This window comes from Pseudomonas phytophila (genome assembly GCF_025643095.1).
Taxonomy (GTDB): domain Bacteria; phylum Pseudomonadota; class Gammaproteobacteria; order Pseudomonadales; family Pseudomonadaceae; genus Aquipseudomonas; species Aquipseudomonas quasicaspiana.
In genome coordinates, this window is record NZ_CP081201.1 from 4,527,474 (window position 1) to 4,538,909 (window position 11,436).

10 protein-coding genes are annotated in these 11,436 nt (G+C 59.6%); 7 read left to right on the forward strand and 3 right to left on the reverse strand.

The features are described from left to right. Nucleotides 1–112 precede the first annotated feature (112 nt). The 5 genes from K3169_RS20465 to K3169_RS20485 are packed head-to-tail and all read left to right on the forward strand — an operon-like array spanning nucleotide 113 to nucleotide 5,187. A complete protein-coding gene (locus tag K3169_RS20465; protein WP_099267251.1) occupies nucleotides 113–565 on the forward strand; it encodes a MarR family winged helix-turn-helix transcriptional regulator in 453 nt (150 codons plus the stop codon). Next, nucleotides 562–2,649 carry an FUSC family protein gene (locus K3169_RS20470; protein WP_263267739.1) on the forward strand — a complete coding sequence of 696 codons (2,088 nt, stop codon included), beginning with the start codon at nucleotides 562–564 and terminating at the stop codon, nucleotides 2,647–2,649. The genes K3169_RS20465 and K3169_RS20470 overlap by 4 nt, the downstream gene beginning before the upstream one ends. Next, nucleotides 2,646–2,855, forward strand: a complete 210-nt coding sequence (locus tag K3169_RS20475; protein ID WP_027902485.1) for a DUF1656 domain-containing protein — start codon at nucleotides 2,646–2,648, stop codon at nucleotides 2,853–2,855. Before K3169_RS20470 ends, K3169_RS20475 begins: the two co-directional genes overlap by 4 nt. Then, nucleotides 2,852–3,751: an HlyD family secretion protein gene (locus tag K3169_RS20480; RefSeq protein ID WP_263267742.1), complete on the forward strand. Its 900-nt coding sequence runs from the start codon at nucleotides 2,852–2,854 to the stop codon at nucleotides 3,749–3,751. Before K3169_RS20475 ends, K3169_RS20480 begins: the two co-directional genes overlap by 4 nt. Beyond that, the gene (locus K3169_RS20485; protein ID WP_263267744.1) at nucleotides 3,748–5,187 is read left to right on the forward strand and encodes an efflux transporter outer membrane subunit; all 1,440 of its coding nucleotides are present in this window, start codon (nucleotides 3,748–3,750) and stop codon (nucleotides 5,185–5,187) included. The genes K3169_RS20480 and K3169_RS20485 overlap by 4 nt, the downstream gene beginning before the upstream one ends. Before the next feature lie 844 nt (nucleotides 5,188–6,031). Here K3169_RS20485 and K3169_RS20490 read toward each other — a convergent pair. After that, complete coding sequence (locus K3169_RS20490) at nucleotides 6,032–7,054, reverse strand: transporter (protein ID WP_027902297.1); 1,023 nt, start codon at nucleotides 7,052–7,054, stop codon at nucleotides 6,032–6,034. 2 nt (nucleotides 7,055–7,056) lie between these two features. Here K3169_RS20490 and K3169_RS20495 point away from each other — a divergent pair, with 2 nt between their 5' ends. After that, nucleotides 7,057–7,602: a hypothetical protein gene (locus tag K3169_RS20495; protein ID WP_263267747.1), complete on the forward strand. Its 546-nt coding sequence runs from the start codon at nucleotides 7,057–7,059 to the stop codon at nucleotides 7,600–7,602. Between the two features lie 17 nt (nucleotides 7,603–7,619). On the opposite strand, the gene K3169_RS20500 is transcribed toward K3169_RS20495, so the two are convergent. After that, nucleotides 7,620–8,447, reverse strand: a complete 828-nt coding sequence (locus K3169_RS20500; RefSeq protein ID WP_263267748.1) for an aldo/keto reductase — start codon at nucleotides 8,445–8,447, stop codon at nucleotides 7,620–7,622. Nucleotides 8,448–8,812: 365 nt separating this feature from the next. On the opposite strand from K3169_RS20500, the gene K3169_RS20505 reads away from it, so the two are divergent. Beyond that, nucleotides 8,813–10,429, forward strand: coding sequence for an inorganic phosphate transporter (locus tag K3169_RS20505; protein ID WP_027901408.1), 1,617 nt, complete (start codon nucleotides 8,813–8,815; stop codon nucleotides 10,427–10,429). Here the strand turns inward: K3169_RS20505 and K3169_RS20510 are convergent. Next, the gene (locus K3169_RS20510; RefSeq protein ID WP_263267750.1) at nucleotides 10,417–11,322 is read right to left on the reverse strand and encodes a LysR family transcriptional regulator; all 906 of its coding nucleotides are present in this window, start codon (nucleotides 11,320–11,322) and stop codon (nucleotides 10,417–10,419) included. The genes K3169_RS20505 and K3169_RS20510 overlap by 13 nt on opposite strands. Nucleotides 11,323–11,436 lie beyond the last annotated feature (114 nt).

Here is an 11,436-nt window from a genome sequence, read left to right on the forward strand (position 1 = left end):
ACCGCTTGGCACTTCGGGCTTGACTGTAAGACTTTGTTACAGGATTATAGTTAGCAAGCTAATTATGTTGTCACGAACAATATCCTCGCTAACTAATTTCCCGGTTTCAGTTATGTCCCTCGATTCACTGCAGATGAGCATCAGCAGCGGCATGGTCGCTTCGTCCCGACAATGGCGGCGGATCTGCCACAACACGCTGGTGCGCTATGGTGTTTCCGAAGCTTGCGCTGCGCCGCTGCTGATGATTCTGCGGCTGGGCGACGGGGTGAATCAGGTCACGGTGGCCCACGCAGCGGGCATGGAAAGCCCGACGCTGGTCCGCCTGCTCGACCAACTGTGCAATGCCGATATCGTCTGCCGCACCGAAGATCCGTCGGATCGCCGGGCCAAATCCCTGAGCCTTACCGAAAATGGCCGCGTGCTTGCGCTGGCCATTGAAGATGAACTGCTGCGCTTGCGTCGCGAGGTGCTCAAAGGGGTGGCGAAGGAAGATCTCGAAGCAACGTTGCGCGTGTTTAAAGCCTTCAGCGATGCCGCCAATCAAGACAGCACGGGGTCGCTTTGAAAGACTTTTTCGCAGGCGTGCCCCCGGCGCGGGACTGGTTCTATGGCGTCCGGACCTTCGGCGCTTCCATGCTGGCGCTGTATATCGCGCTGCTCATGGAAATGCCGCGGCCCTACTGGGCGATGGCGACGGTGTATATCGTCTCCAGTCCGTTCGTGGGTCCGACCAGCTCCAAGGCGCTGTATCGTGCAATCGGCACACTCACGGGTGCAGCGGCGTCAGTGTTCATCGTGCCGATGTTCGTCCAGACGCCGTTTCTGCTCGCCATCGTGATCGCCCTCTGGACCGGCACACTGCTGTTTCTGTCGCTGCATCTGCGCACCGCCAACAGCTACGCGTTAATGCTGGCCGGTTACACCATGCCGCTGATCTCCTTCCCGGTGGTGAACAACCCCCAGGCGGTGTTTGAAATCGCCGTATCGCGTACCGAAGAGATCTTTCTCGGCATCGTCTGCGCAGCCGTGGTCGGCAGTATTTTCTGGCCGCGCCGCCTGGCGCCGGTCATGCAGGGCTCAGCAGATAAGTGGTTCAGCGATGCCTCGGCCTACTGCGACCGCTTTCTGTCACGCAGCGCCAATGCTGAAGAAGTCGGCACCCTGCGCAGTTCAATGGTTGGTACCTTCAATACCCTTGAACTGATGATCGGCCAGTTACCTCATGAAGGCGCCCGCAAACAAACAGTTCGCAACGCAAAAGAGCTGCGCGGCCGCATGATCCATCTGCTGCCGGTGATCGACGCGCTGGATGACGCTTTATGGGCATTGGAGCGGCGCACGCCAGAACTGGTCGCCAATCTCGCGCCGCTGTTGATCGAGACGCGCGCCTGGCTGGAAAACACCGCCAGCGGCCTGCAGACAAAACAATGGGAAACGCTGCATGGCGAACTGGATCGCCTGCAACCCGGCGCCGCTCAGCTCGATGATCGCCGTCAGTTGCTGCTGTCCAACGCGCTTTACCGCCTGGGTGAATTCATTGATCTGTGGCAGGACTGCCGCACCTTGCAGCACGCGATCAAGACTGACGACCAGACACCGTGGCGCGCCGTTTACCGGCATTGGCGACTGGCACGCATCACGCCGTTTCTGGATCGCGGGCTGATGCTTTATTCGGTGATGACCTCAGTGCTGGCGATCATCGTCGCTTCGGTGCTGTGGATTCTGCTCGGCTGGACCGACGGTGCCGCCGCAGTGGCATTGGCGGCCGTGTCGTGCAGTTTCTTCGCGGCCATGGACGACCCGGCTCCGCAGATTTACCGGTTCTTCTTCTGGACCATGCTGTCAGTCGTCTTCGCCAGCCTGTACCTGTTCGTGGTCCTGCCCAACCTGCATGACTTCCCGATGCTGGTGCTGGCCTTCGCGGTCCCGTTCATCTGCGTCGGTACCCTGACCGTGCAGCCGCGCTTCTACCTGGGTACCTTGCTGACCATCGTCAACACCTCGTCCTTCGTCAGCATCCAGAGCGCCTACGACGCGGATTTCCTGAACTTCATCAACTCCAACCTGGCCGGTCCGGTGGGCCTGCTGTTCGCATTCATCTGGACCCTGATCATGCGTCCGTTTGGTGTCGAACTGGCGGCCAAGCGCCTGACCCGCTTCAGCTGGCGCGACATTGTTGCCCTGACCGAACCCGCGACACTCGCTGAACATCGGGCCATGGGCGCACAAATGCTCGACCGTCTGATGCAACAACTGCCGCGTCTGACCATCACCGCGCAAGACACCGGCATTGCCCTGCGCGACCTGCGCGTGGCGCTGAATCTACTGGACATGCTGGCCTGGTTACCAAGGGCGCACGCGGGGCAACAGCTGTTGCTGCGCCAGGTGGTCGAAGAAGTCGGCAGCCACTTCCAGGCCTGCCTGAAAGCCGGTGAGCGCCTGCCAGCGCCCAAAGGCATGTTGATGACCATGGACCGCGCACGCCGCGCCCTGACCGTTGAACTGCTGGGCGAAGAACCGGCCCGCCTGCATCTGCTGCATGCCTTGAGCGGCCTGCGCCTGGCCCTGTTGCCAGGCGTGGAAGTCGTCAATGCCGCGACCGAAACCGAAGAATTACCGCCCCATGGCCTCGACGGAGCGTCCCTATGATTGGCGATCTGGACATCAGCGGGGTCTTCGTACCCACGTTTCTCGCGCTGATGGGCATCACCTATTTACTGTTTCTCGGGGTCCACGCGGTGTTATCGCGTACCCATTTCTACCGTCTGGTCTGGCACCGGGCATTGTTCAACGTAGGTCTATACGCTTTGTTGCTCGGCGCCGTGGATACTCTCAGTCGATACCTGATGAAATGAAAAAACCTCTGCTTACATTGGGCCGCGTGGTCCTGACTCTGCTGGTCGTGACCTTCGCCGCCATCGTGGTGTGGCGCATGGTCATGTATTACATGTACGCCCCCTGGACCCGCGACGGGCACATCCGCGCCGACATCGTGCAGATCGCGCCGGACGTGTCCGGGCTGATCGAAAAAGTCGACGTCGGCGACAACCAGTTGGTCAGCAAAGGCCAGGTGCTGTTCACCATCGATCAGGACCGCTTCCGCCTCGCGTTGCGCCAGGCGAAGGCGACGGTTGCCGAGCGTCAGGAAACCTGGGAACAGGCCCGCCGCGAGAACAAGCGTAACCGTGGCCTCGGCAATCTGGTGGCCCGCGAGCAACTGGAAGAAAGCCAGTCCCGGGAAGCCCGCGCCCTCTCCGCCTTGCAGGAATCCCAAGTGGCGGTGGATGCCGCTCAATTGAACCTGGATCGCTCGGTGATCCGCAGCCCGGTAGACGGCTACCTCAACGACCGCGCACCTCGTACCCACGAGTTCGTCACCGCGGGTCGACCTGTGTTGTCGGTTGTCGACGGCGCTTCATTTCACATCGATGGCTACTTCGAAGAAACCAAGCTCGACGGCATTCATATCGGGCAAGGCGTGGACATCCGGGTGATCGGCGACAACGCCCGTCTGCGGGGCCACGTCGTGAGCATCGTCGCCGGTATCGAAGACCGCGACCGCACCAGCGGCTCCAACCTGCTGCCCAACGTCAATCCGGCGTTCAGTTGGGTACGTCTGGCCCAGCGCATTCCGGTGCGCATCGCCTTCGACGAAGTGCCGGACAACTTCCGCATGATCGCCGGGCGTACCGCCACCGTGTCGATCATCGAAGACAGTCAGGCAATTCACACAGAGGAGCCCGGCAAATGACACACCTTACGCGCCTGACGGCAACAGTCGGGCTTGGCTTGCTGCTGTCGGCGTGTCAGATGGTCGGCCCCGATTACCAACTGCCCAAGGACGCCGCGATCAATCGCCCGGACCTGCAGGGCGAGTTGGCCGGGGAATCGGTCAACACGATTTCTGCGCCCGTGCCATCTGACTGGTGGCGCCTGTATCAGGACCCACGCCTGGATCAACTGGTGCAGCAGGCCATGGCCTCCAACACCGACCTGCGCATCGCCGCCGCCAACCTGCAACGCGCCCGCTACCAGACCTCTGAAGCTGAAGCTGCGGGTGGTTTTACCACCAGCGCCAAAGCCGGTGCCCAGCGCCTTCAAGAGTCTGGCGAAGCGTTTTTGCTGTCCGAGAAAGTCCCGGTGGGTAACGTTGGGGATCTGGGTATTACTACGTCGTACCAGTTCGATTTGTTCGGCACGCTGCAACGGGGCATCGAAGCGGCCAACGCCAACGTTGATGCTGCTCAGGCAGCGGCCGACACCGCACGCATCACCTTGGTGGCTGACGTGGTTCGCGCTTATACCCAGGTCTGCGCCGCCAACGAAGAGCACGACATCGCCATGGAGTCGCTGAGCCTGCAAAAGCAGAGCGTCAGCCTGACCCAGCGTTTGCGTGACGCCGGGCGTGGTGATGAAACTCAGGTAACGCGCTCGGAAACCCAGTTCAAATCCCTGAGCGCTGAACTGCCGCGTTACGAGGCCTTGCGTCAGACCGGTCTGTATCGTTTGTCGATGCTGCTGGCCAAACAGCTGGATCAATTACCGGCGGGGGTGAGCACCTGTAATGAGTTGCCGCATATCGCGCAGGTAATGCCGGTGGGTGACGGCGCTGCACTGCTCAAACGCCGCCCGGATGTGCGTCAGGCGGAACGGCGTCTGGCAGCATCGACCGCTGAAATTGGTGTGGCGACGGGTGAGTTGTACCCGGACATCAGCATTGGTGCGACCGTCGGCACCGTGGGTCTGTTGGAAAACCTGGGCAAGCCGGTCGCTAACCGTTGGGGCTTTGGCCCGTTGATTAACTGGACTGTACCGTCGAACGGCGCTCGGGCCCGGATTCACGAGGCCGAGGCTTCGAGCCAGGCGGCGTTGGCGCGTTTTGATGGTGTGGTGCTGAATGCGATACGGGAAACCCAGACCGGTCTGGCGCAGTATACGGCGCTGTTGCAACGCCGTGATGCGCTGACCGATGCGGCGCAATCTGCGGAGCAGGCGGCGGACCAGACGCATCGTTTCTTCCAGGCTGGACGGGCTTCGTTTCTGGCTGATTTGCAGGCAACCCGGACTTATACGGATGTGCGGGCGCAGTTGGCGACGGCCAATACGCAAGTGGCGATGGGGCAGATTGATCTGTTTCTGGCGTTGGGTGGGGGTTGGGAGAGTAGCGGCTCGGCGCCTAAGCCCTGAGTCTTTCGCGTACGTGTCGCGGCGATACATTTTCTCGTTTAGTGATTTTTGTGTACATATCCGTTACTGCGTTACGGCGGATATTGGTTGCGCTTTTACAGCGCCTCACTTTTGAACAGCGCAAAAGTAAGCAAAACGCTCTTTCCCCATCACTTGGCACCTCGCTGTCGCTCGGTGTACCCGCCCGCAGATCCTGAACCGTGGGCCGCCGCAACGGGCCATCCATGGCCCAATGCGGCTAACCCGGCGTCCTGCCGGGTTGCCCACGCTTCAGAATCTGCGTTCGGCCAGCGTGATTTAACGGGGCGCTTAAGATCAAAATCAAAAGCGCGGCGGCCTGACAGCCGACCTGATTGTGTGAACTTGCTACCTCAGCTCACTCCGACCAACACGGACTTTGTGGGAGCGTGGCTTGCCCGCGATTCAGGCGCCGCGGTATATCTGACGTACCGCGGCGCCTGAATCGCGGGCAAGCACCGCTCCCACATAAAACCGCGTGTATTCAGGCCGTGTTCTTGATCTGCTTTTGATCTTGATCTTGATCTTAAGCGCCCCGTTAAACCACGCTGGCCGGAATTCGATATTGCTGTGTGGGGTAAACCGGCAGGGATGCCGGTTTAGCCGCCTCAGGCCATGGATGGCCGGTGGCGGCGGCCCCACGCAGCAATGTCGGATTACGGGTATGCCGAGCGACAGCGAGGCACCAAGTGGTGGGGCAAGAGCGTTTTGCTTACTTTTGCGCTCTATCAAAAGTGAGGCGCTGTAAAAGCGCAACCAATGTCAGCCGTTACCCCACCAACGGATATGTACTCAAAACCACCTAAAGCGCGAAAGCGCCCCCACACTACCCCTGATCCCGATTCTTGCGAAACGCCCACCGCCCCGCAATTACCGTAAACGTCGCCACCAACGCCACCAACACCCAAAAACCCTCAGGATCGCTCGCCAACGGAATACCGCCGACGTTCATCCCGAAGAAACCCGCAACGATGTTGATTGGCAGCGCCAGCACAGTCACCACCGTCAGCGTAAACAGCGTACGGCTGCTCTGCTCGTTGAGGTTCGCGGCGATCTCCTCCTGCAGCAACTTGATGCGCTCACCCAACGCCACCAGATCACTGATCACCAGGGCCGACTCCTCCGTCGACTGCCGCAACTCCTTCACATCCGCTTCCAGCAACCAGTCAGGCGGGCGATGCAGCAAACGCATCAGCGAGCCGGGCTCCAGCGCCAATAGCCGTTGCAGGCGCACCAGCACCCGACGCATCGCGCCCAACTCCGAGCGGTTATTGCTCAGGCGCTGCGACAGCAATTGGTCTTCGATCTTGTCGACGCTCAGGCTAGTCTTGCGCAGAAACTGCGTCAGTACTTCGCCCTGATCGCGCAACAGATGCACCAACAATTCCAGCGGCGAACGAAACCGCTCGCCGCGTTTGACCGAAGAACGCAGCTTGTCCACCGAACGCAACGGATGCAGCCGGGCCGTGATCAGGAGATTGTGATGGGTGCAGACCCACAAGGTGGAAATGTCAGTCGACAACATGTTGAAGTCGAAGACCACGTCGTTGACCACCGCCAGCAGCGCAGAGTCCACGTGCTCGATACGAGTCGAGCGTGAGCCTTCATGCAACGCTTCGAAGAATTCCTCTGGCAGACGCAGGTTGGTTTTCATCCAGCGTTCACACGCCGCATGGGCCAGGTTCAGGTGCAACCAGATAAATTCATCACCGCTGTCGCTGGAGTGCAGGCACTGCAAAGCAGCGGCGGAGCCAATTTCCCGGCCGCTTTCACCGGGTTTGAAACTGAAACCGTAAAGCAGGCCGAACAGATCTGAATCCTGGTGGTTCTGCACGATGCTTTGGTTCATGAATGCTCGCTGGCCGTGATGCGCCGGGTCCGTGGCAAAAGGACGAAGTGCGCATCATGACAAGCCGTTATTGCAGTTTTGTTGCACTCTCGATTCCTCCAGTGGGACCGGATTCATCCTGGAAGTCGGCATTCCTGACGATAAAGAAGCGGTGGATGTACCGGCCCTTCGCGAATGAATTCGCTCCCACAGGTTTTCGATCTCCTCAGGTTCAGCGCGATCCTGTGGGACCGAATTCATCCGGGAAGGCGGTGTTCCTGACGATAAAGAAGCGGTGGATGTACCGGCCCTTCGCGAATGAATTCGCTCCCACAGGTTTTCGATCTCCTCAGGTTCAGCGTGATCCTGTGGGACCGGATTCATCCGGGAAGGCGGTGTTCCTGACGATAAAGAAGCGGTGGATGTACCGGCCCTTCGCGAATGAATTCGCTCCCACAGGTTTTCGATCTCCTCAGGTTCAGCGCGATCCTGTGGGACTGGATTCATCCAGGAATGCGGTGTTCCTGAAGGTACAAATGCATCGCCTGCACTGGCTCCTTCCCGGCTAAATCCGGTCCCACGTGCTTTAAACCATCGCCAACGGCATTTTGCGGCTTGGCACTGGCCAGGCTCTGTCGATGTCCGCGAGGTCTTGTGCAGTGAGGACCAGCTCGGCCGCTGCCGCGTTGAGCTCGATGTGTTTCGGTGTGACCGCTTTAGGAATGGCGATCATGTTGCTCTGACGCAATACCCACGCGAGGCTGATCTGCGCCGGAGTCGCGTTGTGCCGTGCAGCGATTTCGTGCAGTGCCGGGTGATGCAGCAGGTTACCGGCCTGGCCCTGACCAATCGGGCAATACGCCATGGTCGGCAAATGGTTGGCTTCTGCCCAGGGCAACAGATCGAACTCGATGGCACGGTCCTCCGGGTTGTACAGCACCTGGTTGGTGGCGCAGGCCGGGTTATTCAGTTCCAGCAGGTCTGGTACGTCGAAGTTCGACACACCCCAGCGACCGATTTTGCCTTCTTCACGCAATCGCTCGAAGGCTTCAACGGTTTCTTCCAGCGGATAGGAACCCGGCCAGTGCAGCAAATAGAGATCAATGTAGTCGGTTTTCATCCGCTTGAGGCTGCGCTCGCAGGCGGCCGGGATGCCTGAACGGCTGGCGTTGTGCGGGTAAACCTTGCTGACCACAAACACGCGATCGCGCTGCCCGGCGATGGCCTCACCGACGATTTGTTCGGCGATGCCGTCGGCATACATTTCAGCGGTGTCGATCAGGTTCAAGCCCAACTCGATGCCCTGACACAGTGCGCGGATCTCGGCCGAGCGCATGTCCTGACGCTCGCCCATGTGCCAGGTGCCCTGGCCGATAACCGGAACCTGTTTGCCCGCTAGTTCAAGAGTGCGCATAGGGAAGCCTGCAAGTCAGTTAAATGATGAGGAGTGAGGCAGTGGAACCGGGAAAGGGTTCAGTGCGATGAGCAAAAACCGGGTCTGAGGGGCATCCAAGCTCTGTTGACTTGAAATGCCACCCTATGTGGGAGCGGTGCTTGCCCGCGATAAGGCTGGACGCGGTTCACTTTAGATCGCGTCCAGCCTTATCGCGGGCAAGCACCGCTCCCACAGGGAATCTCATTTCAATCCAGATGATCGGGTCAAAAAATGCCAATCATCCGAAACCGCCGACTAATTCAGGGATCATTGACCTGTGTAGCATCTCGGTAACATTTTGTAATGAGTATGGGCAGATCCATTCTTCAACAGGATCAAGCACCATGGCAACCAGCACGTTAGCCCCGGATTCCTTTGAACAGGCCCGAGACTCAAAGCCTCAACTGCACCGCAAGCCCAGCACGCTGACGATGGTGGTTTTCTTCGCCATTCTTGCCACCGGCTTATTGTTCACCGCCTACAGTTTGAAACAAGACGTAGATGATCTGGGCACCGTGGTCACCACCTGGACGCCATTTCTGTTGCTGGGCGTGGCGTTGCTGATTGCGCTGGGTTTCGAGTTCGTCAACGGCTTCCATGACACCGCCAACGCGGTTGCCACTGTGATCTACACCCACTCGCTGCCGCCGGGCTTCGCAGTGGCGTGGTCCGGGTTGTTCAACTTTCTAGGCGTGCTCTTTTCCAGCGGTGCAGTGGCGTTCGCCATCATTGCCTTGCTGCCAGTCGAGCTGATTTTGCAGGTGGGCTCCGGCGCTGGTTTTGCGATGATCTTTGCCTTGTTGATCGCCGCGATCATCTGGAACCTGGGCACGTGGTGGCTGGGTCTGCCCGCCTCTTCTTCACACACCCTGATCGGCTCGATCATCGGTGTGGGGGTTGCCAATGCCTTGATGCATGGCCGCGATGGCACCAGCGGCGTCGACTGGTCTCAGGCGACCAAAATCGGCTACTCGTTGCTGCTATCTCCCTTGGTCGGGTTCGTTTTTGCCGCGCTGTTACTGCTGGCAATGCGCATGTTCATCAAGAACCGCGCGCTCTATAAAGCGCCTGAAGGCAACACTCCACCGCCATGGTGGATTCGCGGCATGCTGATCGTGACGTGCACTGGCGTGTCGTTCGCCCACGGTTCCAATGACGGACAGAAAGGCATGGGCCTGATCATGCTGATTCTGGTCGGCACGTTGCCAATGGCCTACGCGCTGAACCGCACCATGCCTGCCGATCAGTCCATTCAGTTTGCTGCCGTTGCCGAAGTTACCCAGCAGGCACTTACTCGCGCGGCCCCACTGCCCGCTCCCGCTGATCCACGGCAGACGCTGTCGCAGTATCTGGTCAGTAAACAGGAAACCCCCGAGCTGATTCCGGCCCTGGCGGTGATGGCGGGCAAGATCGGCATTCAGGTCAAAGGCTACGGTTCACTGTCGAAGGTCCCCGCCGAAGCGGTGGCCAACGTGCGTAACGACATGTACCTGACGTCGGAAACCATCCGCGTGATGGAGAAAAACAAAGTCGGCAATTTCGACGCGGATACGCAGGACAAGCTCAAGCTGTTCAAGGATCAGATCGACAGCGCAACACGCTTTATTCCGACCTGGGTCAAGATCGCCGTTGCCATCGCTTTGGGTCTCGGCACTCTGGTGGGCTGGCGGCGCATCGTGATCACCGTCGGCGAGAAGATTGGCAAGACCCACATGACGTACGCTCAGGGCGCTTCGGCGGAAGTGGTCGCTATGCTGACCATCGGTGCCGCCGACATGTACGGCCTGCCGGTGTCGACTACCCATGTGTTGTCATCAGGCGTGGCCGGCTCCATGGTCGCCAACGGCTCCGGCCTGCAATTGCGAACGTTGCGTAATCTGGCCCTTGCCTGGGTGCTGACCCTGCCTGCCGCGATCCTGCTCTCGGGATCGTTGTACTGGGTGTTCACTCAGATCTTCTGATAGCCGCCTGCTGGCAATAAGTGCTCCTTGAGAAAGTCGATCAAGGCACGCAATTTCGGGGATGCATGCTGGCTCACGGGCCAGAGCATCCAGAGCGTGCCGTGGCTGAGGGTGAAATCTTCGAGCACGACCTGCAACTCGCCGCGCTGTAACGCCTCATTGACGACGAAATCCGCCAGATAGGCGATGCCCATTCCCTGCTTGCACAGGTGATACAGGGAATGGGTGGTGGTGCAGGTCGCGGCTTTTTTCGGATTCGGCACAAGCAAACCATCAACGCTGCGCAACGGCCAGGGCTCGATCTTGCCGGTGGCGGGAAACTTGTGCAGCAGGCCGACATGCCCGGCCAGATCGCCAGGCGTCAAGGGCACGCCATAGCGTTGCAGGTAATCCGGGGACGCAACCAGCATCAGACGGAAGTCACCAAGATGCCGCGACGCCAGTCGTGAGTCCTGTAGCGTGCCGGTGCGAACCACCGCATCGAAGCCCTCCTCGATGATGTCCACCATGCGATCCGACAGGTCGATGTCCAGCTCGATGTCCGGATAGCGGCGCATGAAAGCGGTCAATACCGGCATCATCAAACCATCCTGCAACGGCACGCTGATATGCATTTTGCCTCTGGGCTCGGCAGTGAAATGCGACAGCTCAAGCTCCGCAGCTTCGACCTCCCCCAGTATTCGCCGACACCGCTCAAGAAACAGTGTGCCCTCGGCTGTCAGGGTGATGCTGCGCGTACTGCGATGAAACAGGCGAACCCCAAGGCGCTGCTCCAACCGAGCAATGCTCTTGCCGACCGCCGAGGAAGAAACCTCCAGCGTACGCGCCGCCGCAGTGAAGCTGCGCGTTTGTGCGACCTGCACGAAAATTCCGATGCCACTGAGGCTGTCCACGTTAACGTCTCCATAGGCGACCGGATCTGTTGGAGCGAGGCTTGCCCGCGAAGAACGATAACGCGGTGGCGTCTGATCCACCGAGTCGGCTGATTCGCGGGCAAGCCTCGCTAC